The following is a 25,542-nucleotide window of genomic DNA, read 5'->3' as shown; positions in this document are numbered from 1 at the left end:
AGATATAAAGGCAGCTTAAGCTGCACCTTTAAATTTTATTATAGAAACAAAGAAAAGTGCTACAATGAGCGTTGTTAGAAGAAAAAGTAAAAAATAGTTTTTATGTTTCTGCTGCTCTTTCATACTCAAAACAAATCAATAGAACATAAAATAATACTAGCAAACAGAAAAAATAGATAAGGAATTGAATAAGAAAACATTCTTTTTTGTGAGTTGTGATCTTTCAATTTCATAACAGATACAGCATACCAGATAAAAATGCAACCTCCAAAGATTGCCATACCTAGATAAAATAAAACCTTTCTCAAGAATAAGGCTGGAAGTAAACTAGTCAATACCAGCAATACACTATAAACTAATATATATTTTCTTGTTTTCTCTGCGCCATAAACAATATTGAACATTGGAACTGACGCTTTCACATAGTCTTCAGAATTATTTAAAGATAAGGACCAAAAGTGTGGCGGAGTCCACATAAAAATTATTAAGAATAGAACAAAACTTCCCCAACTCACAGAATTAGTCACAACTGCCCAGCCAATCATTGGAGGAAAGGCACCTGATGCACCACCGATAACAATATTCTGCGGAGTACGCCTTTTGAGCCAAATTGTATATATGAAAACGTAAAATAATATACTAACTGCAAGCAAAATAGCAGAAACATAGTTTACTGCTATTGCCATAATGAATACTGACAATATTCCAAGAGTTACACCAAGTTCAAGTGCACTTTCTGCAGAAACCTTACCAGAAGGTATAGGACGAGTTTTTGTTCTTTTCATGAGCAGATCTATGTCCCTATCATACCACATATTTATAGCACCTGCAGATCCTGAGCCAAGAGCAATACACATAAGAGATACTAATGCCAGAAAAGGATGAATATTACCTGGAGCAGCAACTATTCCAGCAACTGCAGTAAATACCACAAGGTACATTACCCTTGGCTTCAGTAAATGCCAAAAATCTAATACTGTCGATTCAACATTGAACAAAGTATTTGTGTGCATTCTATTTTATCATTGGTGGTTTTTCAAAAGCATGAAAAGGTGGCGGTGAAGACACCGTCCACTCCAAAGTATCACCTCCCCAAGGACTATCTCCAGCTTTCTTGCCCCATTTGAAGAGATGTATAACTATAAACACAAAAAACATAACTGAAATGAAGGACATGTATGAACCAATTGAGGATATATAATTCCAAGGTATAAACGCGTCAGGATAATCAGGTATACGTCTTGGCATACCAGCTAATCCAAGGAAATGTTGAGGTAAAAAAGTGATATTTGTACTAATAAAAATAAGCCAAAAGTGTATTTTCCCCAGGCACTCATTGTATTGCTTACCAGACATTTTACCTATCCAATAATAAAAGCCAGCAAAAGCTCCAAATAAAGCAGCTAGCGACATGGCATAATGAAAGTGAGCAACAACATAATAGGTATCGTGCAAAAGCTTGTCTATTCCAGCATGAGACAGAATTATTCCAGTTGTGCCGCCGCCAACAAACATAAAAATAAAACCAAGTGCAAATAGCATAGGTGTTTTAAATTCGATCGCTCCACCCCATATAGTTGCAATCCAACTAAAGACCTTTACACCAGTTATAACACCAATAAAAATTGTGGTGGTGCTAAAAAATACAGCAATGTTCTCACTAAGCCCAATAGTGAACATATGATGAGCCCAAACCATGAAACCAAATACTGCTATACCTAGCATAGCATGAATCATTCCCATATAACCAAATATAGGCCTATGAGAAAAAGTTGACACAACTTGGCTTATGATGCCAAATGCTGGAAAAATAATTATATAAACTTCAGGATGACCAAAAAACCAAAATAGATGCTGAAATAACACAGGATCACCACCACCAGCAGGATCAAAAAAGGAAGTACCAATATTACGATCAGTAAGCAGCATAGTAATAGCACCAGCAAGCACTGGCAAGGCAACAATTAGCATGAATGACGTTAGTAAAACAGACCAAACAAACAGTGGCATCTTAGTCAATGACATTCCCTTTGCACGCATGTTAAATATAGTAACTATAAAGTTAATCGCTCCAACAATCGACGATATACCAGCAACATGGAGTGCAAATATAGCAAGATCAACTCCTGCACTTGGATGAAACATCACTTGTGATAAAGGTGGATACAAAGTCCAACCTGTTCCAGGACCTTCACCAACAAACACTGAAAAGATAAACAAAATAAAAGATGACACTAATAACCAAAAACTTAAGTTGTTCATACGAGGAAATGCCATATCTAATGCACCAATCATAAGAGGCACAAACCAATTACCAAATCCTCCCATTAGAGCTGGCATTATCATAAAAAATACCATTATTAACGCATGCCCTGTAACCATTACGTTATATAATTGATAGTTGTTGTTGAATACATTAATGTGTATTAGCTGAGTACGAATAATTACAGATAATAATCCACCAATAATTCCAGCTAATATAGAAAAAATAATGTATAGAGTTCCTATATCTTTATGATTAGTAGAAAATAGCCAACGTCTTATACCTTTTGGTACGTCACTCATAATCTATACCCCAAATTTAACTTGCTAACTTTTTATTTTCAATCCACTTACTAAAATCTTCCTTACTTACTGCTTCAATAACAATTGGCATAAATCCATGACCTTGACCACACAATTCATAGCATTGCCCATAATAAATACCAGGTTTTTTGACATTAAACCATGCTTCATTAAGCCTACCTGGTATTGCATCGATTTTTACACCAAAAGCTGGCACCCCCCAGCTATGTATCACATCTCCTGCTATCACTTGCAAACGAACGTTAGTATTGACTGGTAAAACTACGTTATTATCAACAGAAAACAGTCTCAAATCTCCTTTGACAAAATCGCCCTTTTCCTTAATATAGCTATCAAATGACACACCTTGATATTCTGGATATTGATAGCTCCAATACCATTGATGACCAATAACTTTTAGTATTATATCAGCTTTAGGTATTTTTTCCTGTAGCTTAAGTAATTTGGCATTTTTAAAAGCCAATGCACTAACAATAATCATTGGTATAACAAACCAAACAATTTCTAAAAAGACATTATGATGAGTTTTACTTATATTTGTCACTTTACTTTTACGAAAGCGAAACATTGCATAAGCTAGTAACGCCCACACAAAAAGCATTATTGTAACCATTACACTCATCACAAACGAATGTGACTTAGCTACAACTTCCATTATCTCAGTTGCAGGAGCAGGAAACCCAAACTGCCAAGAAGTAGGAGCAGAAGCAACTGATATACTTGAATAAAATATTAACAACAGCGCTAACAACTTCACCATGTTTATTTTCTATAAAATTAAGTGACATTGACATACTATGATAATAGTATATATAAACTTACTATGCAAGCAGAAATTAGCAATGGTTAATATTTTTTTAGCATTCAATAGCTATAATTATAATACTAATTTGAGAAAAAAGCATTTACATGAATCTGTTTTAAGTTAAAATATTATAATATTTTAAATTAAGTATTTACTTTAAGTAAATTTTATAATAAGTTTAGTAGTGTCTGTTATTGCTAATAACCCTCTAGCCTCACACCTAAAAGCAGTAACAGACACTACTAAACTTTATGGTAAATTTATTTAATTCATATATCAGTATACTGGCTTACACCAATATTTATATATTATAGAAAATAACCATAGAACTTACTATATATCAATATAAAATTTCCTATATACAAGGAATAGATAGACAATATATGGAAAAGAAGCCATGCTGAAGTAAGTAAAATAGCGAGGTTTAAGTGGCGTTGAAATTATTGAATGACAAAGTTGTGGAATCAGCAAGAGAAATGCTGAAAGAAGTGCAAAATAATGCATATGTTGCAAAAAACAAATGCTATATGAATAGAACATCTAAAATTTTGAAGAAAGTAAAATTGTTTACTTTTCTTTAACTTCGTAGAAAAACTGGATTAAATCAGAGTCAATTTAAAATAGATACAAGAAAACCATAATATTCCCATATCGAGACTATTAGTAAGCATCACAAACAAGAGTTATTCATCTTTGATAAATCGTGATTTAACACACATTCGAAAGCTGGATACGGTTAGTTTAAAATAGCACTAGAATAAGGTTAAAGTAAAATTAGGTAGATAAAAACTTCATCTCTTTATTAGACCAAATATCAACACTAATTGTATAAATATATTTCTTGAATAAATGTATAATTTATAAGATAAGCCTTTTTTATCATGGATAATTCTAGATTGAGAGCGCTTTGTGCAAATTTATTACCTCTCTTTCTCACTTCATAATTAAACAACTTTGCAATACTTTAATCTATTCAAATTGACCATGATTTAATCCAATTTTTCTACAAAGTTGAAGGGAGTAAACAATTTTACTTTCTTTAAAATTTTAGATGCTTTATTCATATAGCATTTGTTTTTTGCAACATATGCATTATTTTGCACTTCTTTTAGCATTTCTCTTGCTGATTCCACAACTTTTTGTCATTCAATAATTTCAACGCCACTTAAACCTCGCTATTTTACTTACTTCAGCATGGCTTCTTTTCCATATATTGTCTATCTGTCCCTTGTGTAAGGTAAACTGGTATTACACGATCATCTATATGTTTGAAACTTCAATAAATGCCTGGTCCGATGTTTGTGTAACTCAGATAATTAATAAAGAATATAAAGGTGAAACTTAAAAATAATGTTAGATAAAGATAATCCAATAATAAAAGAATTCAAGGAAACTGGAGCGATTTTGCACGGACATTTTGTGCTGTCATCAGGACTGCACAGTGATACATATATACAATGCGCTAAGATTTTTGAGAATCCAAATAAAGCAATGAAAATCTGTGAGCTACTGGCAAATAAGATAAAAAAAGAACTAAACAGCTCTATAGATTTAATACTCTCTCCTGCAATTGGTGGGGTAATTGTGGGCTATGAAATTGGCAGACAACTTGGAATGAAAACAATATTTTGCGAGCGTGTTAATAGCAAATTTGAACTGCGCCGTGGATTCGAAATCAAACAAGGTGAAAAAATATTACTAGTTGAAGATGTGATAACTACAGGTAAATCTTCACTTGAAGCTGTGAAATGTGCAGAAGATATGGGAGGTAAAGTCATTGCTGAAGCTTCCCTAATAAAGAGGAATAGTGAAACAAAATTACCTTTTCCTGTTATATCTTTACTTGAGCTCAGCATTAAAAATTACAGCGAAGCAGAGCTTCCTGAAAAATTGAAAAAACTGCCTGTAATAAAACCAGGAAGCAGGGAATATTTAAGTAATTGCTCCTCAAAGTAATCTTACTTTCAATATCATCTAAATGCGCCTTATATTTATAACATTTCTAGCTTTTTTACCTATTTGCAGAATTAGAGAGCAAGAACTTCTACCACGAATTTTGCCTCTCTTTTTTTCTAGTAAATTTCCTATCCATTTGGCGGAGTGGTAAGATAAAACGAACAAGATAGTACTAAAGAATAATAATGTAGCAAAAATAAGGTAATGATAGTAAATCTTTTAGGACTTTGCACTAAAGTTTAGAATGGAAAATGGCAAAATTAGAAGCAAAATAGAAAGATTGGAAAGAGAGAATAAAAGTTTAGAGCTTAGAGAACAGAACATCAAAAATAGAAAATGCTGAATTTAAAGAAAAAGTTCGGTTTAAATTCAAAAATCCATCAATACTAATACCAATTATTTCTATATCAAAGAATAGATAGAAAGTAATAAAAAAGGAGCCATACTAAAGCAAGTAAAATGGCGAGGTTTAAATGGTGTTAGATTAAAATTATTGGATAAAAATGATGAAATTAACATTAAAGAGATGCTGAAGAAAATACAAAATAACACAAATTGTAGCAAAGAAGCACAGTATAACAGCTAAAATTTTGAAGAAAAAAAATTGTTTACTTCCATTTAATATGCCAGAAAAACTGGATTAAATCAGAGTTAATTTGAACAAGATAAAGTGAAACAGGAAGAATTTTTAAAAAACTTAATGAGACTATTGGTAAGTATCTTAAACAAGAGTTATTTTTCTTTGATGAACCGTATAATTTGGTACATTAGGAAGTTGGATACGTATAGTTTAAAAAGGGCGTTAAGGCACAGGTTAAAGTAAAATTAGAGTGCAGTTAATCCAGAAATGGAGATAGTTCTAGCTTATGTAGTAAAAAAAATGTTTCATTTCAAGAATAGCGCTAACTTCATGGATAAAGTACCTTTACACCAAATGTTAACGCTGATTGTATGAATATATTTCTTAAAATAAATATAGAACATTTTATATAATTAAAGTCTATAATACAATTGCTTTGCTTGAGGCACTTTCTACAAAAAGAGAACTGGTATTACTAAAGGTAATGTCTCGAACACCTTTAGTACAAAAAATTAAACAATAGTACGCCAAGTACAAAACCTCTTACTGTTTTAACCATCCAGATTGAAAAGTTATATAACATAGATTAACTAGATGATAGGAAATTTTACAAAAATCCATTTTTAACTTACACTACAATTTTAAACCTGCAATTTATGGGCAATAGCCTTATAATTAAATCTTTATCAGTGTTATGTATCTTTTTATTCTCCTTATACGTAATACTGCCAAATTTCTTTGATAATAAGTTTTTCATCTCAAAAAAGAGAATAAGCTTAGGGCTAGACCTAAAAGGTGGGTCATCTTTACTCCTTAGTGTAGATTTGGATTTCTATTTCAAAGAAAAGTTGAGTATATTAGCCGATGAGATAAAAGAAAGCCTGCTGACAAAAAACATTGAATCTAGTGTACAAGGCGGTAAACAAGTAGTTGTGATTTTAAATAATATTGATGACCATAAAAAAGTTTCAGCATTAATTCATAAAATAAACCCAAATTTAGAGATGAGTAGAAAAGATACTTCGATTTTCATTTCATACAGGCCTTATTATAAGGATTCTTTAACCAATCAAGTAGTTTCAGAGTCAATAAATAATGTCCAAAAGCGTTTAGATAAACTTGGTACTAAAGAGGTAAGTATACAAAAACAAGGACAGAATAAGATATTAGTTCAAGTACCTGGAGTAGAAAGTACGGAACAAATAAAATCTCTGCTTGGCAAAACTGCTAAGCTAACTTTCCATTTAGCGAACACTAACGTAACTAAAATACAGGATATAGACCACGAAACAACTGTCATACTCAAGGATTCTTTAGGTAATTCTTACCCAATATTCCGCAAGACTGAAATAAGCGGTGATTCCCTGCTTAACGTATCAGTTAGATTTAGTTCATTTAGTAAACCAACAGTACATTTTAAATTTGATCGCATAGCAAGTAAAAAATTCGCAAAAATCACTAAAGAAAATGTGGGAAAGCCCTTTGCAATTGTTTTAGATAACATAGTCTTAACTGTGCCAGCAATACGTGAACCAATTCTAAATGGAGAGGGAGAAATTAGTGGTAATTTTACTGAAAAACAAGCAAGCGAACTTGCAATACTTTTAAAATCTGGCGCATTACCAGCACCACTTGAAATAATAGAAGAAAAAAATATTGGTCCAAGTCTTGGAGAAGAGTCAATAAAAGCAGGAGAAATAGCAGCGATAATCTCTACCATAGCAGTTGCTTTATTTATCATTATCATTTACGGCAAATTAGGCTTATTGGCCTCTGTTGCACTGCTTTTTAATGTAGTCTCCATACTGTTAATTTTCACCTTACTTGAAGCAACTCTTACTCTACCTGGAATTGCCGGCATTGCGCTAACTGTCGGTATGTCAGTAGATGCAAATGTTTTGATATTTGAACGTATTCGTGAAGAAGTAAGATCAGGAAAAAGAATAGTTCGCGCTATTGAAGAAGGATTTAAGAATGCAATAAAGACAATCCTTGATTCAAATATCACTACGTTAATTGCTGCTGGGATAATGTTTGTTATTGGTAGAGGAGCAATTAGAGGCTTTTCTGTTACCCTATCGATAGGGACCTTATGCTCAATGTTTTCTGCAATTACAGTCACAAAACTCCTAATAAAATTATGTATCAACCCCAAAAAGCTGGTGCTTTAAGTTATTAATATCAATTCTCATTGTTAGTAAGTCAAGTAAGTAATATTGTAGAGTAGGAAGAGATGTAATGAATTTGGCATAAAGTGCTCTCAAGCAAAGCAATTGCATTATAGACTTTATTACGGCAATAGTCTTGAAGAGCTCAGGTAAGTATAGTGATAAATATGTAATCTTCGATATTTTTAGGTACCTTATAAACTTCTGACTTATGTCAATTATCATAATCCATAGTAAGAAAGGCTTCTCGTATCCTTTATTGCAACATTTGTTCAAGAAATGTATTTATATAACCAATGCCTAACATTCAGTATAAGTAAATTAAAACTCTCTCCATTTCTAGATTAACTGCAGTAAGGAAGGCTAGCTAAAATTTTCAAGTGATTTTTATAGCTCTCATGCTTAGATATAAACCAGTTTCTCACACACATATTTTACTACATGATCCGCATTGATATTAAAATATTCATAAAGTGTTTTATAAGGTGCTGATTCTCCAAAGCTTTTCATGCCGATAAATATACCATTTGAACCTATATATTTATGCCAGCCCATTTCACTTCCAGCTTCAATTGCAACTTTAACGCTGTTATTATTTAATATTACCTCTTTATATTCATCGCTTTGCTCATCAAAAAGTCTCCAGCATGGCATAGAAATAACCCTTGTACCTATACCTTTTTTCTGCAATTTTTTTCTCGCTTCAATTGCAATTTCAACTTCAGATCCAGTTGCAAATATTGTCACTTCTAACTTTTCTAAGCATTCACACAAAATGTATGCACCAAACTTTGACAAGTTAGTAGATTGATCCACATCAGAGTGGAATTTGCGCATGTAGCCCAAGTTTTGCCTTGAAAGCGCAAATAGTGTAGGTGACTCTTTTTTTTCTAATGCAATGCTAATACACTCTAGAGTTTCAATTGCATCAGTCGGCCTAAAAATATACAAGTTTGGCACAGCACGCAAAGAAATTAAATGCTCTATCGGCTGGTGAGTTGGACCGTCTTCTCCTACTCCAATTGAATCATGAGTCATTACATATATAACCTGTTGTTTCATTAAAGCTGAAAGACGTATAGCAGGTCGGCAATAATCAGAAAATACCAAAAAAGTGCCGCCATAAGGAAGAATTCCACCATGAAGAGCCATCCCATTCATACAAGCAGCCATAGCATGTTCTCTCACTCCATAATGGAGGTAAGAGCCACTATAGTTATTACTATCTATTACCTTCATATGCTTATATTTAGTGCAATTTGATCCAGTAAGATCAGCAGATCCTCCAATTAATTCTGGCATAGACTTAGTTAAAAGTTCCATTATCTTGCCAAAAGAAGATCTTGTAGATTCATTTGGCATTGTTTTATGTATTTGTTTCTTTAAGTTAGCTAAATCATCATTGATATTATCTGGTAAGCGTTTATCCAGCCTTCTTTGAAGCTCTTTATTTTTATTAGATTTCAGTGCTTGACACCACTGAAATGAAACTAAATTATAATTTAGTTTTGCTCTCTCAACCGTTTCCATCCAAGCATTTTTCACGTCTTTTGGTACATAAAATGGCTCGTAATTCCAGTTTAATTTCTCTCTCATCTGTTTTATATCTTCCTCCGTAAAAGCACCACTATGAGCAGAAGGCGCACCGGCACGACTTGAGAATTTTCCAATGATGGTTTTGCAGCAGATCAATGTAGGTTTGTCAGACTTTTGCGCTTGTTCTATTGCAAGAGATATAGAGTTAAAGTCATGGCCATCAATTTTGTTAACATTCCATTTATATGCTAAAAAACGCTTTTCAGCATCATCAGAGCAAGAAAGGTGAGTAGCACCATCTATAGAAATATCATTATCGTCAAAAAGGGCTATCAACTTATTCAATTTAAGATGTCCAGCAAGTGATGCTGCTTCATGGCTTATTCCTTCCATGAGACAACCATCCCCTAGTGTTACATAAGTGTAGTGATTGATTCCAAACTGCTTTTCAAGTATCGACTCAGCAAGTGCCATGCCAACAGCAGTAGCAAACCCCTGCCCTAATGGGCCTGTTGTTGCTTCTACTCCAGGAGTCAAACCAAACTCTGGATGACCTGGAGTTTTGTATGTGAGTTGCCTGAAGTTTTTTAGCTCATCTATACTAATATAACCCGTCAAATATAATATAGAGTATAGCAACATTGAACCATGGCCATTTGATAGAACAAAACGGTCTCTATTATACCATTTAGGATCGTTAGGATTATGATTAAGATACTTAGCAAATAGTACAGCTGCAACATCTGCCATTCCAAGTGGCATACCTGGATGCCCAGAGCTCGCTTTCTGTATTGCATCAATTGATAAAAAACGGACGGCATTTGCCATGGATTCTAAAGGTAAGCGATTCATGTGTTAATAGAAAAACTCAAAAGTGAAAGTGAAGTATAAGAAATTATATTGGTAAAAACAAGTTGACACTCAATGCTAAAATCCTTAATAACCTAGAGTTAAATTGTGAGAGTTTTAATATGACAACTATTATCAATAGAAAGTATAGGATCAGTCGTAGACTTGGTATAAACTTATGGGGTAGAGCAAAAGATCCAGTAAATAAAAGGAAATATCCTCCAGGTCAGCGTGGCATACTTGGATTCAAAAGGTTATCTGATTTTGGTAAGCAATTTGCTGCGCATAAGAAGTTTAAGTTTTACTATGCAATTTCAAGTAAGCAGCTCAGGCGTACCTTTTTAGATGCTTATAACAGAAAAGGTTATACAGCTGATAACTTTATTGGTATTTTAGAATCAAGGTTAAGTTCTGTCTTATACCACTCCGGCCTTGTGCCAACAATTTATTCAGCGAAACAGCTCATATCTCATAAACATATTACAATTAATGATAAAGTTGTTAATATACCAAGTTATCGAGTAAAACCTGGTGATATAGTAAAAATAAGAGAGAGGGCAGCAAAAATTCCTATAATAGTAGAGGCCACACAAAAACAAGAGCGCAAGGCTCCTGATTACTTAGAGGCAGACAGTAAAGAGTATTCAGTAAAGTATTTAAGAACGCCTCAATATTCCGAAGTTCCTTATTCAGCAGATATGGAAGTTAATTTAGTAGTAGAGTTCTACTCTAGGTAAATAATAAAGAGCCCGTGTGGCGGAATCGGCAGACGCAGCGGACTTAAAATCCGTGGGTTTTGTGAACCTTGGGAGTTCAAGTCTCCTCATGGGCACCAATTTAATTTATCAGAAGATATGAAAATTTATTAGGAGGTATATATGAAATGGCTTGATGTAGAAAATATCGCAGAAGCTTTGGAAGAAAAATTTCCAAGTGAGGATATAATTAACATTAGCTTTACTAAGCTTAAGGAAAAAGTCTTAAATCTAGAAGGATTTAGTGATAATGAAAAACATTGCAATGAAAAAATACTTGAAGCTATTCAAGCAGCTTGGATTGAGGAAAGATCTTAATACAAATTCTCATTATCAATTAGTCAAATGGTATAACATTGCAAAGCTGTTGAACTACGGAATGAGAAAGAGATGCAATAAATTTGCACAAATCAATATCTTTAGGTAATTTAAAATTTTTAATTTATGTTAATTAACACAATCCATAATAAGAAAGGCTTATCGCGTTGTAAAATATTATAACATTTATTATGAAATATATTCATACAATCATGTGTTAACATTCAGTGTAAATAAGCTAGAATTCCTTCATTTCTAGGGTTAATTGTACTGTAGAGATAAAAATTTTCCCTGCTTAACTTTACTTTAACATGTGTTTTAACGCCCTCTTTAAACCACTAGTATCCAATTTTTGAATGTATGCCAACTACAATTTATCCTTGCTACTTAAATTATAATTTAAGAAAGAAAAATACTCCTAATTATTGACTTTAATTTAATCTAATTTTTCTACAACATTGAGGGGAGTAAACAATTTTACTTCTCTTCTAAATTTTATATGCTTTATTTATGTAGTCAATGCTGTTATTGAAATGCAATATATTTTTGCTACGGCTGTTATACTGTGCTTTTTTGCCGCAATTACAGCATTTAATTTCTTTGCATATATGCGTTATTTTACAGTTTCTTCAGCGTTTATTTTTCAGTATGTACCCTTTCTTCACTTTGTGTAGTGCTAATTGGGTATAATCAGGGCTTCTTTTGCCTTTCTTTTCCACGTTTTGCAAGTTTCTTAAACATTAAAGTAACTTGTCTTTTTCTAGATTATACAGGAGGTCTATTTCACTGTGTTATTATGTGCTTGTACACTAAGATTAGTATAGCTAGTTTAAAACTATAATTTAAGATGAGATGCGGGAGTGATGAGATTTGAACTCACGACCTCATGCGTGACAGGCATGCGCTCTAACCAACTGAGCTACACCCCCCATTTGTCTTTGGTATTATTAACTTTAAAGTTAATAAAAGCACTGCTTTTTGTCAATATTTTTTGTTTGCATTTTGTTGTCTTAATATATTATTATACAAATAATTTAATTTCACACATGGCTCACGCAAGTAGTCCTATTAAGGGTTCTGCCATGGAGGATAAACTATTTGGAGGATAAGAGTATGACAAATTTACCTAGAGTCACTATACGTGATTTGGCTGGATCTGGCGTACATTTTGGTCATAAAACTAGTCGCTGGAATGCAAAAATGGCTCCATACATATATGGGATACATCAAGAAAATCATATACATATAATTGATCTGCAGAAAACATTACCATTGTTACAGGCAGCCATGAAAGTTTTATATGATGTTGCATTTCAAGGTGGACGTATTCTGTTTGTTGGTACAAAATTTCAAGCTTTGGATATTATTGCAAGTGAAGCGGTTCGTTGTGGTCAATATTATGTAAATTATCGATGGCTCGGTGGTATGCTTACTAACTGGGGAACTATTTCTTCTTCGATAAAAACGCTAATTCAATATGAGAAGATACTAAATGATGAAAATAACATCTTAACGAAGAAGGAATTGGGAAATATTGAAAAGAAAAGGCAGAAATTTGATAAGGCGCTGGGTGGTATTAGAGAAATGGGAGCAGTTCCAGATATTTTATTCATCATTGACACTAATAAAGAGCACATTGCAGTCAAAGAAGCTAAAAAATTAGAAATTCCGGTAATTGCAATACTTGATACTAATTCTGATCCAGATAGTATTACTTACCCTATACCGGGAAATGATGACTCAAGAAAATCAATAGAGCTCTACTGTAGATTAGCTGCTGACTCTATATTAGCTGGAATAGAAGCTAGTTTGGTAAGGTCAGGAGTCAAAGTTGGTGATATAAAAGATGAAGAGCTTATTCAAAAAAAAGGAGATGGCATTATACGAACTAAAAAGTGACGTAGTAAAGTTTATAATGAAAACGAAAAGGAGGTAATAACAAATGAAGATAAATCAAGATAATATAAGGGAACTACGTGACAGGACAGGGCTTGGTTTAAGTGATTGTAAAAAAGCGTTAGAGGAGTGCAGTGGTAACATCAAGGAAGCCATTGATAAGTTACGTGCAATAGGGCTTGCTAAAGCTGACAAAAAGGTTGATAGAGTAGCTTCAGATGGACTAATTGCTATGCATTTATCTGAAAGCTGTGGTGTATTGATTGAACTGAATTGCGAAACTGATTTTGTTGCAAGAAATGAGAAATTTATAGAACTAATTTCAAATTTAGCATTAATTGCTTACCAAGAACGCTGTACTAGCATTGATAAATTGAAAAACGCCAAATACAAAGGCATTGGCACAGTGCAGGAAGCTATCATAAATGGTACATCAGTTCTTGGGGAAAAGCTAAAACTAAGTAAGCTTTGTTATCTAGAAGCTAAAAACGGAGTTATTGCCGGTTATGTGCATGGTGATGTGCATAGCTTAGGTAAGACTGGTGCTTTGGTTGCATTGCAATCATCTGGCGATAAGTCAAAGTTGCAAGAAGTTGGAAAACAAATAGCAATGCATATAGTTGCTATGAAACCTGAAGCTCTCTCTATAGATAACTTAGATCAAACAAAGGTAAACAATGAGCGTTCTATAATTGAAAAGCAAGTAAAAGGTTTAAATAAATCTGAAGAAGTGACGAAAAAAATAGTAGACGGTCGAATGGCTAAGTACTATGAAGAAGTTGTTTTACTAGAACAAAAGTTTATAAAGGATGACAAAATGAAAATTTTTGATTTCATGAGATTAAGTGAGTCTAGTGTTAATGCTTCAGTTGAACTATCCGATTACAAGCTGCTTGTTTTAAGTGGTAAAGGTTAAGTAACTTAAAATGCATGCCTCAACTGATGAAGGAAGTAAAATAAAATACTCCAGAATATTATTTAAAATCTCTGGCGAGGCTTTGATGGGACCTCAGCCTTTTGGTCATGATATGGGAGTCATAGGCGAGTTATGTAAAGATATAGCTGACATTTACAAGCTTGGAGTTCAGGTATGCATTGTTGTTGGTGGTGGTAATATCTTTCGCGGCGCATCTGCATCTTTGAGTGGTTGTGAAAGAGCGAGCAGTGATTATATTGGAATGCTTGCAACTATAATAAATGCTTTAATTTTACAAAACTTTTTAGAGAAAAATTCAGTAAGTTCTAGGGTACTTTCTGCAATACCTATGTCCACTATATGTGAACCTTATATAAGAAGGAAAGCTATTCGTCATTTAGAAAAGGGTAGAATAGTGATCTTTGCAGCAGGTACAGGTAATCCATTTTTTACTACAGATACAGCTGCAGCTTTACGTGCTGTTGAAACAAATTGTGATGCTATCTTAAAAGGCACACAAGTAAATGGTGTATACTCTGCTGATCCCCAAAAAAATGAAGATGCTATAATGTATGATAGACTTTCTTACATAGATTTATTAACTCGTGATTTAAAAGTCATGGATGCATCAGCAATCTCACTTGCACGTGAGAATTCTATTCCAATTATAGTTTTTTCTTTGAAAGAAGAAAAAATAGTCAATATTGTTAAAGGTTATGGTACTTACACCATAGTTTCAAATTGTAAATAACAGTAATTTATGTTAAACGACGTAAAAACTAAAACAAAAGGAAGGATGCTAAAAACTATTCAATCTTTTCACAATGATATTAAAGGTATACGCACTGGTAGAGCTAGCGCATCATTACTTGATGGAATAGTTGTAAATATCTATGGTGGGCATCAAAAACTAAATCAAGTTGCAGGTGTTTCAGCTATAGACAATAAAACCCTGTTAATTAAAGTTTGGGACATTAGCATTATAGGTGAAGTAAAAAATGCTATATTAAATGCTAACCTAAATTTAAACCCTGTTATTGAGGGTAATATCATAAGTATAATTCTCCCAGATCTAACGCAAGAAACCCGTAAAAGGTTGGTAAAGTTATTGCACCAATTTGCTGAGAATGCGAGGGTTGCCATTAGGAATATACGCAGAGATATTATGGAAGAAATAGAAAGAATGCAGGAAAATAAAGAAATCTCAGAAGATGATTTTTATAATGCTAAAAAAGAAATACAGGATATTACTAATGATAATATTAAAAAAATTGATGGTGAACTATCTATCAAAGAAAAGGATATATTAAATTACTAAGCGAATATGAAAGTAGTGAATAACATCATTTCAGTGCCAAGGCACTGTGATCTAGAAAATTTCATTTAAGTCAGAACTAGGGAATTCTAAATGTTGAATCTTAAGTCTCTACCAAAACATTTAGCAATCATTATGGATGGTAACATTAGATGGGCAAACAGTAGAGGAATGGTAAAAATTGATGCTTATAGAAAGGGTAGTGAAGTTGCATATAATATTACTAAGTATTGTACAGCTCTAACCATACCCTATTTAACTTTATACGCGTTTTCCATGGAGAATTGGTTTAGACCTAAAGAAGAAACTGACTGTCTATTTGACTTATTTTACTCCATTCTAACTGATGGAGATAAAGTTAATTTCTTTTACAACTATAACATTAAATTGAATTTTATTGGTAATTTAAGTCTCTTACCTAAAAAAATACTTGACCAGCTTAAAAAAGTAGAAGAAATGACACGTAAGAACAATGGTCTATTGCTTACCATAGCAGTCAGCTATGGAGCAAAACAAGAAATTATACACGCTGTAAGGAATATCACAAGAGAAAATATTGATTGTATATCAGAAGGCGAATTTGAGAAATTTCTATATACTAGAAATCTGCCAAAGTTAGATTTATTAATTCGCACTGGTGGTGAAAAAAGGTTAAGTAACTTTTTATTATGGCAAGCAGCCTACGCTGAATTGTATTTTTGTGATACTTTATGGCCTGATTTTTCTTGTCAAGATTTGAGCAAAGCATTAGAAGATTATACAAAAAGAGAAAAAAGATATGGCAGATAATAATTTTATAATTAGGACACTATCCTCAATCGTAATATTGCTCATATTTTCTTTTGCAACATATTTCAGTGATTTATCGTTTTACTTATTAATTTTTTCGATAGCAATTTTATCTTCCTTTGAATGGCATAACCTAACCCAGGGAAACAGAATCTTGTATGTTTTCGCATTATTATTGATTGCACTACCAAATGCCTCATTAATATATCTATACAATCTACCACAAGGAAAGTACACGTTAATATGGCTCATCTTAACTATTTGGAGCATCGATATCACTGCCTATCTATTTGGAAAAAATTTTGGTGGGGCTAAAATTTGCCCAATTATTAGCCGTGGCAAAACTTGGTCAGGACTTCTTGGTGCAATCTTAGCTGGAATAGTGTGTACAATTTTGGGATCAATACTTTTTAGCCTATTTTCAATTTTGCATTCTCCAATCATTGGACTTGCAGTTGCTCTTCTAGCACAACTTGGAGATTTTACTGAATCACTTGTCAAAAGAATCTATAATGTTAAAGATAGTGGAAGTGTAATACCTGGCCATGGAGGAATACTTGACCGTATGGACAGTTTCATTTTCACCACTCCCTTTATTGTCATCTATATAAGTTAACTAGCAAGTACTATCAAAGCTCATCCTTAGCCATTACTTCCTCCTTGACTGCTTCTACAGTGCAGTCATGAATAAATGTCTTTTCACAGTAAGGACAAGCTATTTTCTCCTCTTCTCCCATATCTAAGTATATTAATGGGTGACCAGAACCCTCGTTGTTTTCATCACCATGACAACAAACTTTTCTTTTATTAACCCTCACTTCTGCCATGTTGCTCCTTGTAATTTATAATATTTTATGTATTGAATATATATGTTTAGGAATAGAAAATAAACACTATTCTTCACTTCTTATCCTGTTTAAATCAATCAACTCTTTCTGAACACCCACTGGCACAAATTTGCTAACACTCTCTCCTAATCTCGCTATTTCTTTTACAAAACTTGATGAGATAAACTGAGCATCCTCAGAAGCAGGAAGAAAGACGGTTTCAATTTCAGGAAGAAGTTTATAGTTTACCCAACTCATCTGAAACTCATAATCAAAATCTGACACTGCTCTTAATCCTCTAATAATAACAGAAGCGTTCTGCTCTTTAGCAAATTTTACTAATAATCCATTAAAAGATACAACATTTACGTCAATTCCTAATCTTTTAATTTCATTTTTAGCCATGCTTGTACGTAGCTTTGTATCGAAAGTAGTGTGCTTATTAATATTTTCTGCAACACCAATAATTAGTCTATCTACTATCTTGCATGCTCTTTTTATTATGTCAATATGTCCAAAGGTGATAGGGTCAAATGTACCTGGATAAATACCTATTCTACTATTAATGTTCATTATTTATTTTTATACAAATCGCTTTAAAAACTTTTGATAGACATAATAACATTTTTTACCTAAAAATGAAAACAGACAGTTGGCCTGATAGCTCAGTTGGTAGAGCAAAGGACTGAAAATCCTTGTGTCGCTGGTTCAATTCCTGCTCAGGCCATTTTTCCTTTCTTGTCAAAACTAATATTTTATTGTAAAATATTTTGTAATGTATTATAATATTAGTATGGATATTGAGAAAATAAATCATAATATATCAATATTATAATAAAATGTTTAACACCCTATTAATTATAGTTCTATTATTAAGTAATATCATTTATGCTGACGTTAGTGAAAGTGCATATCAAATAGACAGTGATATAGTAGTTGGTCTGTTAAAAACAGAAAAAGAAGCATATCAACATGAACTTGGCTTATTTCAAAATCTCTATGAGATGTTCAACAATCTTGGAGCTAAAACTGTGCTTATCGATTTTAACCTTAAAAAAATCCAAGAAGAATCACTTAGCCTTACAAAACAAGACAAGCTGCTAGCAGAAAAGCTGATGTTAGACCAAATAAAAATTAAAGTTGGGCACTTCATTAAGAAGTACAAAATAAACAGAATACTTATTCTTGGAAATTGCTATAATTTACATTCAGAACCCTTTCCGCCTACTCCTTGTTACCAGCTTGTTATTGAAGCTATTGTGAAAATAGTCGATGATAATCCTACAATTCATTTGCTTGGCATATGTGGTGGCTTACAAGGAATTATGAGCACAAAAGGAATTGAAGTAGTACATGCGAAAAATTTTGTAAACAATGAAGAACAGAAAGGATCTCATTTGAAATCTGTGCCTAATTCACAGCAAGAAGGTATTTCTCTCCAGCAGATAAAGATCATTCCAAATAGTCGTCTAGCAGAGGTGGTAGCTAAATTTTTACCACCTAACGAAAATGGCTGGTTTTCAGCATATTTCCCAGGTGCTCATTCATGGTTAGTGAGCAATACGTCAGAAAACAGGAAGAAATTGGGGTTGCTTGGATATAAAATTGCAGCATTCTCCAACAATGGAATAATAGAAGCTATTGAAGATAAGCATGGTAACATTTACTTTCAAAGTCATCCAGAAGGACTTATTGTAAAGTCAGATAAAAGACTCCACTTATCCAACTACAAGGCACATCAAGTTTCAACACTGGTTGCTATAGCAATTATAAACGATTTTCTTTATCGTACTTAATGAAGCATTATGAGGACTTTGATTGAGATTTAATGACCAATAAAATTGCAAAGTCGTTTAATTGTAGAGTGAGAAGAAAGAGAGGTAATAAATTTGCACAAAGTGCTCTCAAGCAGAGCAATTGTATTATAAACTTTATTATATAAAATGTTCTGTTTTATATATAACCAAAATCTCTTAATAAGATTGAGCTCAGGTAAGTATGGCGATAGGCATATAATCTAGATATTTTTAGGTATCTTTAAATTTTTTGACCTATCACAATAAACCCATTTATCCATTAAATTGGAGGGAAGTAAATAATTTTTATTTCTTCAAAATCTTAGGTGCTTTATTTATGCAATTAGGTCTGTTCTTGAAATGAAACATATTTTGCTACGGCTGTTATACTGTGCTTTTTGCTACAATTATAGTATTTAGTTTTTTTATACATATGCGTTATTTCGCACTTCCTTCAGCATTTCTTTTGCTGATTTCACGACTTTTTTATCTAATAATTTCGATTTCAATGCTATTTAAACTTCGCTATTTTGCTTACCTCAACATGGTTTCTTTTAGTTTTTTCAATGCACTGCCGAATGCAGAGTTCTATTTACTCCAAACGTATTACATGTATACTTATTACTAAATTAATTTTAAAATGATAAAAAATGAATAAATCTAAATCGATCCGTAATATTGCAATAATCGCACACGTTGATCATGGAAAAACTACTTTACTTGATAACATGTTAAAACAAAGTGGCACGTTTCGTGATAATCAAGAAGTTCAAGAGCGAGTGATGGATAGCGGCGATCAAGAGCGCGAACGTGGAATTACAATACTTGCAAAATGCACATCAATAATGTGGGGTGACGAAAAGATCAACATTATTGATACACCAGGACATGCAGATTTTGGTGGAGAAGTAGAAAGGGTATTATGTATGGCAGATGGCGTGCTGCTACTGGTTGACGCTGCAGAAGGTCCTATGCCACAAACTAAGTTTGTATTGTCAAAAGCACTAAAAGCAGATTTGAAGCCAATTGTAATAATCAATAAGATCGACCGACCAGATAGCAGAATTGATGAAGTGCTGAACGAGATATATGAACTGTTTTTTAATCTTGATGCAATTAACGAGCAGCTAGATTTTCCAGTATTGTATGCCTCTGGTAGAAACGGCTGGTGTATTAAAGAACTTTCTGATGAAAGAAAAGATTTAAGTCCATTATTTTCAGCGATTATAGATTACATAAAACCTGCCAATTATGATCAAAATGCATCTTTTGCTATGCTAGCTACTTTACTTGAATCTGATAAATTTCTTGGCAGAATATTGACAGGAAAAATTTATCAAGGAATTGCAAAAGTTAATTCAGATCTTAAGGTACTTAATCTTAATGATAAGGTAATAGAACGAGGGAGATTAACTAAGTTACTTTCATTTTCTGGCTTAAAACGTATTCCAGTAGAGCAGGCTGTAGCAGGTGACATAATCGCAATTGCAGGACTTGCAAAAGCTTCAGTTTCAGATACTATAGCTGGATTAGAAGTTACAACTGCAATAAGCTCAACTCCGGTTGATCCGCCGATAATGGCAATTACTCTTAGTGTTAATGATTCACCTTTTGCTGGACAAGAGGGAACAAAACTTACTTCCACTATTATAAAGGATCGTTTATATGCAGAAGCAGAAACAAACGTTGCAATTACCGTAACCCCAACGCCAAATGGTGAAGCATTTGAAGTAGGTGGACGTGGTGAACTGCAGCTTGGAGTGTTGATCGAAAATATGAGAAGAGAAGGTTTCGAACTTTCAGTTTCGCGTCCTCGAGTATTATTTAAAGAAGAAGGCGGTAAAAAGCTTGAACCTATAGAAGAAGTAGTAATTGATGTAGACGATGAATATGGTGGAATCATCATGGAAAAACTCAGCTTCAGAAAAGGCAAAATAACTGATATTAGGCCTTCTAGTAATGGCAGAACAAGGTTAACATTTTTAGTGCCATCAAGGGGATTGATTGGTTATCAAGGAGAGTTTTTAACTGATTCTCACGGTACTGGTATAATCAATCGTCTATTTCACAGTTATGCTCCATATAATGGTCCAATTTCTGGAAGGCGTAATGGAGTTTTGATTTCTACGGATAAGGGTGAGGCTGTGGCGTATGCAATTTTTAACCTGCAAGACAGAGGAATCATGTTTATTAAACCACAAGATAAGGTATATTGTGGTATGGTTGTTGGCCAGCATAATCGTAACAATGATTTAGAGATAAATGTACTAAAAGGTAAGCAATTAACAAACATAAGAGCTGCAGGTAGTGATGAAGCTATAAAACTTACCCCACCAAAAACAATGACTCTAGAAGACATGATAGCGTATATAGATGATGATGAATTGGTGGAAGTCACTCCAAAATCTATACGCCTACGCAAGAAATTTCTCGATCCAAATGAACGTAAACGTGCAGAAAGAGCAAAGAGTAAATAGAAGTTGAAAATTGTCAATAGTAGTGTATAATTACTAACGTTTCCTAATTGTACTTAATTGTAGCTTTTTCTAAATTTCTAGATTTAAAAAATGATGTAGACCTTAAAGGAAGAATAGTTTCTTTGCAGAAAGAGGCAGCCATCTTTGAAGATAAACTTGATTTTACTAAAGAGAAAGGCACCAAAATTGTAGTAATAAAAATAGCAAAAAACCTATCAGGTTAAGATTAAACAACTTTAGGAAGGAATTTCATAGAAGTTTTATATGATCAATGAAGAAATTATAAAAGAGCACTTAAAAAAAGTCACAGAGCAAAAAAGTGGTAAAGATGTAATCGCTCTTGGCATAATATCTTCAATCGTTATTAAAGGTAAAGATATTGGCTTTGTGCTTGAAGTTTCTGGTGATACACAAGCAAATGAGGAATTAAGAAAAAATTGTGAGAAAGTTGTTAAAGCTATACCAGGAGCAGGAAAAGTAACTGTGGTTGCCACTGGAAGAAAACAAGCTGGGCAACAAAGAACTAAACTTCATATAAAGGGAGTGAAAAATATAATTGTTGTTGCCTCCGGTAAAGGAGGTGTTGGCAAATCTACAGTTGCACTAAATCTTGCTTTCTCTTTGGCAAAATTAAAACATAAGGTTGCACTGGTTGATGCAGATATATATGGACCTTCAATTCCCAAAATGCTTGACGCTGAAAAATTAAAGCCAAAGATACAGGATGGTAAGGTAATGCCCATAGAGAAGTATGGATTGCATACTATTTCAATTGGCTATTTTATTGATAAGGATCGTGCAGCAATATGGCGTGGCCCTATGATCACGAAAGCGTTTTATAGTTTGCTAATGGGAACGAGATGGCTGGATATAGAATATTTGATAATTGATACACCACCTGGAACTGGTGATGTACACCTAAGTTTAATGGAAAATTTTAACTTAACTGGAGCAATAATAGTCTCAACTCCACAAGAACTCGCCTTGATTGATGCACGTAAAATTTATAATATGTTTACAAAACTTAGTGTATCGATTGTCGGCATTGTGGAAAATATGAGCTATTTTATTCAAGATAACTCAAAAATATATATATTTGGAAAAGATGGCACAAAAGTAATGTCCGAGGAACTAGGAATCAAACTCTTAGGAAGAATTCCTCTAGACCCACAGATATGTTACGCTTCAGATTGTGGAAATCCTTTAATACTAAGTAAAGACTTAGCAAAAATTTATGAAGACTTTGCTAAAGATGTTAGGTCTTTAATATAGAGTCCTATAAAGTTTATTTAAACTATTTTCAAAATAGATAAAATATAATTTTAAAATTATGTAAATAGAATGAATTACGATGTAATTATTTCAGGTGGTGGATTACTTGGCCTTATTACTGCTATTGGCTTAGGTAATAACTCTGTATCCATAGCCGTGATTGAAAAAAACAATTTGCCACGTGTAGTTGACGATAATCGAGCATTTGCTATTTCCCAAGGCTCAAGAAAAATACTAGAGAAGTTAGGGATCTGGCGCTTTATAGAAAGCGAAGCTGAGCCAATACTTGATATATGTATATTAGATGAAAATAGCCCCATCACTGTGCATTATGATCATAAGATGGTTAGTAAAGAACCTATGGGCTATGTTATCAACAACACTGTTATATGGAACGCGATTAATAACAATTTTTTGAATAAGATAAATATATATTCCCTGCACTCTTATAGAGCAATTACTTGTGATGCAGGATACGTGGAAGTTACTCTTGACAATAACCAGAAATTGATATCATCACTATTTATTTGTGCTGAAGGCAAAAACTCAAAACTACCAGTATTATTTTCTATACCAATAATAAAATTCGATTATAAACAAATCAGTATAGTATTTAATATAAAACACAAATTGCACCATCAAAACTTAGCTGTGGAGAGGTTTTTTCCTGGTGGCCCGTTCGCAATTCTGCCGATGAAAAGTGGTTATGCTTCTTCAATAGTTTGGACAGAAAAATCTGAAATTTCAAAAATGCTAATGAATCTACCCAAGGAAGAATTCATCATAGAACTTAAGAAAAGGTTCGGTTCTTATCTAGGAGAGATTAAGCTAGATGGCGAAAGAAAATCTTATCCTTTGAGTTTTGCTTTTGCAAAAAAGCTGTACAAAAGCAGAGTTTTGCTTATTGGGGATGCAGCACATTCAATCCATCCAGTTGCAGGTCAAGGACTTAATCTCGGGATTAGAAACGTAGAGAGCGTTATAAGGCAGATAGCTGCTGCAAAAGTAGCCGGTATTGATGTTGGCAGTAATTACTTGTTAAAGAAAATTTCACGTGATAGATGCTTTGACAATTTCACAATGGCGCTTGCAACTGATGGATTGAATAGGATATTTTCTAATAGAATATTCTGTGCTAAAGCACTAAGAAGTTTTGGCTTAATGGCAGTTGAAAATTCAAATTTCCTTAAAAAACGCTTCATCCGACATGCTATGGGGTTTATCTAAAATAGTTTTAGTTGCTAAATCAACCTTAAGGCACAATATCATATTCGTTCAGCTAAGCGGTAAAAGACAATAAACAGAAGATTACAGAAAGGGCTAATTCCTTTCAAAGAAGGCATTTCTTTATTACGATTGTATAATACCAATTTCCATTGTTAGTAAAGATCTAAATAAGTGACAAATTTTTATGCACCAAATTTTACTTGTGTTTTAGTACTAGTTTTCCTTGTATAAGGTGAGATGAAGTAAGTAAAGTTGAAATCAAAATTATTGGATAAAAAAAGTCGTGAAATCAGCAAAAGAAATGCTGAAGAAAATGCGAATAGCACATATGTTGTAAAAAAAACTAAATACTGTAATTGCAATAAAAAAGCATAGTATAACACTGTAGCAAAAATATGTTGCATTTCAAGAACAACACTAACTGCCATAAATAAAACACCTAAAATTTAGAAGAGAGAAGAGAAGAAAAATTATTTGCTTCTCTTCAACGTTATAGAAGAACTAGATTAAATCAGAACGCTACCGTTAAAGAAATGAGAATAAGAATCTGAGAAAAATTTAGCTTTAAAATGTCAGCAAGTCTACAATACACCATAATATACAAAATACATCAAGACCAATTCACAATGAACAAGATAAAATAAACAGGAAGAATTAAAAAATTAAAATGTTAATACTGATTATATGAACATATCTCTTAAATGAATGAAGCCTTAGTAAAGGCCATAACAAAATGGATTTACTTGAGAACGCTTTGTGGCAAATTTATTACCTCTCTTTCTCACTCCATAATTAAACAACTCTGTTGTATCACTTATTTGAACTTACTAACAGTGAGAACTGGTAATAGTTTTATATTGCCACTTCGCAAGTTACACCACAGCGTTGTCATTATTTTTGAAACAATTATAAAAACACCAAAAAAATACAGCAGTGATATTCTATCAAATATTGCCAAAGCAAAGCTGCATCTATTGCTACTATCATAATCATCTGCCACCTATGGTTATGAGTATATTTTACTATACCACTGCTAATGTTACATTGTCAGTATTTGTACAGAATATAAATGAGAGAACTAAAGGCATAAGCAGAAAAAGTTCCTTCCCAATTATTTCTATTTTATGTATTTGCAAATTCCTCTACTGCATCATCTTTACACATCAAACTTCCAGGCATTATTTTGAAATAACTATAGAAGCACCAAAAAATACAGCAGTAAATGCATCTAGTACAAAAAGTGCTGGACATATGGCATTCTGCCAAATATCGCAAGCAAAGCTCGCCTATCATCACACTATCCGTGATCATTTGTCCTATGCTGTGAGTGTAGTTTACTATTTTGTATATCACTAATAATGTTACATCACTTTTATCAGCACCAGCATTTTTATCAAACGCAGTAGAAGAAATCTTTTCATTATATCTTCAATAGTTTTTACTTTACCATACTTTAATTAAATTTAAGTAAATT

At 33.0% G+C, this 25,542-nt stretch carries 24 protein-coding genes, 3 tRNA genes and 2 pseudogenes; 19 read left to right on the top strand and 10 right to left on the bottom strand.

Annotated elements, in window-relative coordinates; translation table 11 throughout:
* Positions 1-125: 125 nt before the first annotated feature.
* Genes GOY07_RS01955 through coxB form a run of 3 tightly spaced genes read right to left on the bottom strand, consistent with a single transcriptional unit; the run spans position 126 to position 3,346 of the window.
* Entirely contained in the window at positions 126-1,013 is an 888-nt protein-coding gene (locus GOY07_RS01955; protein WP_175837807.1) for a heme o synthase, read from the bottom strand.
* Position 1,014: 1 nt separating this feature from the next.
* Positions 1,015-2,565, bottom strand: coding sequence for a cytochrome c oxidase subunit I (gene ctaD, locus GOY07_RS01950; protein ID WP_175837805.1), 1,551 nt, complete (start codon positions 2,563-2,565; stop codon positions 1,015-1,017).
* A 16-nt stretch (positions 2,566-2,581) separates the two neighbouring features.
* Positions 2,582-3,346: a cytochrome c oxidase subunit II gene (gene coxB, locus GOY07_RS01945; RefSeq protein ID WP_175837804.1), complete on the bottom strand. Its 765-nt coding sequence runs from the start codon at positions 3,344-3,346 to the stop codon at positions 2,582-2,584.
* A 473-nt stretch (positions 3,347-3,819) separates the two neighbouring features.
* On the opposite strand from coxB, the gene GOY07_RS01940 reads away from it, so the two are divergent.
* Positions 3,820-3,972 carry a hypothetical protein gene (locus GOY07_RS01940; RefSeq protein WP_175837802.1) on the top strand — a complete coding sequence of 51 codons (153 nt, stop codon included), beginning with the start codon at positions 3,820-3,822 and terminating at the stop codon, positions 3,970-3,972.
* A 408-nt stretch (positions 3,973-4,380) separates the two neighbouring features.
* Here GOY07_RS01940 and GOY07_RS04190 read toward each other — a convergent pair whose 3' ends face one another.
* The gene (locus tag GOY07_RS04190; RefSeq protein ID WP_218938980.1) at positions 4,381-4,524 is read right to left on the bottom strand and encodes a hypothetical protein; all 144 of its coding nucleotides are present in this window, start codon (positions 4,522-4,524) and stop codon (positions 4,381-4,383) included.
* 217 nt (positions 4,525-4,741) lie between these two features.
* On the opposite strand from GOY07_RS04190, the gene pyrE reads away from it, so the two are divergent.
* Both pyrE and secD read left to right on the top strand, forming a co-directional pair.
* Positions 4,742-5,347 (top strand): orotate phosphoribosyltransferase, encoded by a 606-nt coding sequence (gene pyrE / locus GOY07_RS01935; RefSeq protein ID WP_175837800.1) that lies wholly within the window; start codon positions 4,742-4,744, stop codon positions 5,345-5,347.
* 1,236 nt (positions 5,348-6,583) lie between these two features.
* Positions 6,584-8,098, top strand: coding sequence for a protein translocase subunit SecD (gene secD, locus GOY07_RS01930; protein WP_175837798.1), 1,515 nt, complete (start codon positions 6,584-6,586; stop codon positions 8,096-8,098).
* A 399-nt stretch (positions 8,099-8,497) separates the two neighbouring features.
* On the opposite strand, the gene tkt is transcribed toward secD, so the two are convergent.
* Positions 8,498-10,483 carry a transketolase gene (gene tkt / locus GOY07_RS01925; RefSeq protein WP_175837796.1) on the bottom strand — a complete coding sequence of 662 codons (1,986 nt, stop codon included), beginning with the start codon at positions 10,481-10,483 and terminating at the stop codon, positions 8,498-8,500.
* A 119-nt stretch (positions 10,484-10,602) separates the two neighbouring features.
* Here tkt and rpsD point away from each other — a divergent pair, with 119 nt between their 5' ends.
* From rpsD to iscX, 3 genes are all read left to right on the top strand, one after another.
* Positions 10,603-11,217 (top strand): 30S ribosomal protein S4, encoded by a 615-nt coding sequence (rpsD, locus tag GOY07_RS01920; RefSeq protein ID WP_175837794.1) that lies wholly within the window; start codon positions 10,603-10,605, stop codon positions 11,215-11,217.
* 10 nt (positions 11,218-11,227) lie between these two features.
* Positions 11,228-11,315: transfer RNA gene (locus GOY07_RS01915), tRNA-Leu, on the top strand.
* Positions 11,316-11,358: 43 nt separating this feature from the next.
* Complete coding sequence (gene iscX / locus GOY07_RS01910) at positions 11,359-11,553, top strand: Fe-S cluster assembly protein IscX (RefSeq protein ID WP_175837792.1); 195 nt, start codon at positions 11,359-11,361, stop codon at positions 11,551-11,553.
* An 855-nt stretch (positions 11,554-12,408) separates the two neighbouring features.
* Here iscX and GOY07_RS01905 read toward each other — a convergent pair.
* Positions 12,409-12,482, bottom strand: a tRNA-Asp gene (locus GOY07_RS01905).
* Between the two features lie 184 nt (positions 12,483-12,666).
* Between GOY07_RS01905 and rpsB the strand changes: the two genes are divergently transcribed.
* The 6 genes from rpsB (at position 12,667) to GOY07_RS01875 (ending at position 17,085) form a co-directional block, all read left to right on the top strand.
* Positions 12,667-13,452 carry a 30S ribosomal protein S2 gene (rpsB, locus tag GOY07_RS01900; protein WP_175837790.1) on the top strand — a complete coding sequence of 262 codons (786 nt, stop codon included), beginning with the start codon at positions 12,667-12,669 and terminating at the stop codon, positions 13,450-13,452.
* Between the two features lie 43 nt (positions 13,453-13,495).
* Complete coding sequence (gene tsf, locus GOY07_RS01895) at positions 13,496-14,365, top strand: translation elongation factor Ts (protein ID WP_175837788.1); 870 nt, start codon at positions 13,496-13,498, stop codon at positions 14,363-14,365.
* Between the two features lie 10 nt (positions 14,366-14,375).
* Entirely contained in the window at positions 14,376-15,116 is a 741-nt protein-coding gene (gene pyrH / locus GOY07_RS01890; RefSeq protein ID WP_175837786.1) for a UMP kinase, read from the top strand.
* A 9-nt stretch (positions 15,117-15,125) separates the two neighbouring features.
* Positions 15,126-15,683: a ribosome recycling factor gene (gene frr, locus GOY07_RS01885; protein WP_175837784.1), complete on the top strand. Its 558-nt coding sequence runs from the start codon at positions 15,126-15,128 to the stop codon at positions 15,681-15,683.
* Positions 15,684-15,773: 90 nt separating this feature from the next.
* Positions 15,774-16,469, top strand: a complete 696-nt coding sequence (gene uppS / locus GOY07_RS01880) for a polyprenyl diphosphate synthase (RefSeq protein WP_175837782.1) — start codon at positions 15,774-15,776, stop codon at positions 16,467-16,469.
* Entirely contained in the window at positions 16,459-17,085 is a 627-nt protein-coding gene (locus GOY07_RS01875; protein WP_175837780.1) for a phosphatidate cytidylyltransferase, read from the top strand. The genes uppS and GOY07_RS01875 overlap by 11 nt, the downstream gene beginning before the upstream one ends.
* Before the next feature lie 13 nt (positions 17,086-17,098).
* On the opposite strand, the gene GOY07_RS01870 is transcribed toward GOY07_RS01875, so the two are convergent.
* On the bottom strand, positions 17,099-17,296 hold the full coding sequence (locus GOY07_RS01870) for a zinc-finger domain-containing protein (RefSeq protein WP_175837778.1): 198 nt from the start codon (positions 17,294-17,296) through the stop codon (positions 17,099-17,101).
* Between the two features lie 66 nt (positions 17,297-17,362).
* On the bottom strand, positions 17,363-17,869 hold the full coding sequence (gene coaD / locus GOY07_RS01865) for a pantetheine-phosphate adenylyltransferase (RefSeq protein WP_175837777.1): 507 nt from the start codon (positions 17,867-17,869) through the stop codon (positions 17,363-17,365).
* Between the two features lie 81 nt (positions 17,870-17,950).
* Here coaD and GOY07_RS01860 point away from each other — a divergent pair.
* A tRNA-Phe gene (locus tag GOY07_RS01860) sits at positions 17,951-18,023 on the top strand.
* A gap of 91 nt (positions 18,024-18,114) precedes the next feature.
* Positions 18,115-19,092 carry a glutamine amidotransferase gene (locus tag GOY07_RS01855; RefSeq protein WP_175838512.1) on the top strand — a complete coding sequence of 326 codons (978 nt, stop codon included), beginning with the start codon at positions 18,115-18,117 and terminating at the stop codon, positions 19,090-19,092.
* A gap of 29 nt (positions 19,093-19,121) precedes the next feature.
* Here GOY07_RS01855 and GOY07_RS04645 read toward each other — a convergent pair.
* Positions 19,122-19,349: pseudogene (locus GOY07_RS04645) on the bottom strand (IS630-like element ISWpi10 family transposase); the annotation flags it as partial.
* Positions 19,350-19,430: 81 nt separating this feature from the next.
* Positions 19,431-19,607: pseudogene (locus GOY07_RS04640) on the bottom strand (IS630-like element ISWpi10 family transposase); the annotation flags it as partial.
* 135 nt (positions 19,608-19,742) lie between these two features.
* Between GOY07_RS04640 and typA the strand changes: the two are divergent.
* From typA to GOY07_RS04520, 5 genes are all read left to right on the top strand, one after another.
* Complete coding sequence (typA, locus tag GOY07_RS01845) at positions 19,743-21,569, top strand: translational GTPase TypA (protein ID WP_175837775.1); 1,827 nt, start codon at positions 19,743-19,745, stop codon at positions 21,567-21,569.
* A 47-nt stretch (positions 21,570-21,616) separates the two neighbouring features.
* Positions 21,617-21,793 carry a hypothetical protein gene (locus tag GOY07_RS01840; protein WP_175837773.1) on the top strand — a complete coding sequence of 59 codons (177 nt, stop codon included), beginning with the start codon at positions 21,617-21,619 and terminating at the stop codon, positions 21,791-21,793.
* 40 nt (positions 21,794-21,833) lie between these two features.
* Complete coding sequence (locus GOY07_RS01835) at positions 21,834-22,841, top strand: Mrp/NBP35 family ATP-binding protein (RefSeq protein WP_175837771.1); 1,008 nt, start codon at positions 21,834-21,836, stop codon at positions 22,839-22,841.
* 69 nt (positions 22,842-22,910) lie between these two features.
* On the top strand, positions 22,911-24,068 hold the full coding sequence (gene ubiH, locus GOY07_RS01830) for a 2-octaprenyl-6-methoxyphenyl hydroxylase (protein ID WP_175837770.1): 1,158 nt from the start codon (positions 22,911-22,913) through the stop codon (positions 24,066-24,068).
* Between the two features lie 252 nt (positions 24,069-24,320).
* Entirely contained in the window at positions 24,321-24,443 is a 123-nt protein-coding gene (locus tag GOY07_RS04520; RefSeq protein ID WP_256359461.1) for a hypothetical protein, read from the top strand.
* Positions 24,444-25,542: the final 1,099 nt, after the last annotated feature.

The sequence above is a fragment of the Wolbachia endosymbiont of Litomosoides sigmodontis genome, assembly GCF_013365435.1.
Lineage (GTDB): Bacteria > Pseudomonadota > Alphaproteobacteria > Rickettsiales > Anaplasmataceae > Wolbachia.
This window is presented reverse-complemented; position numbering and strand designations above follow the sequence as displayed.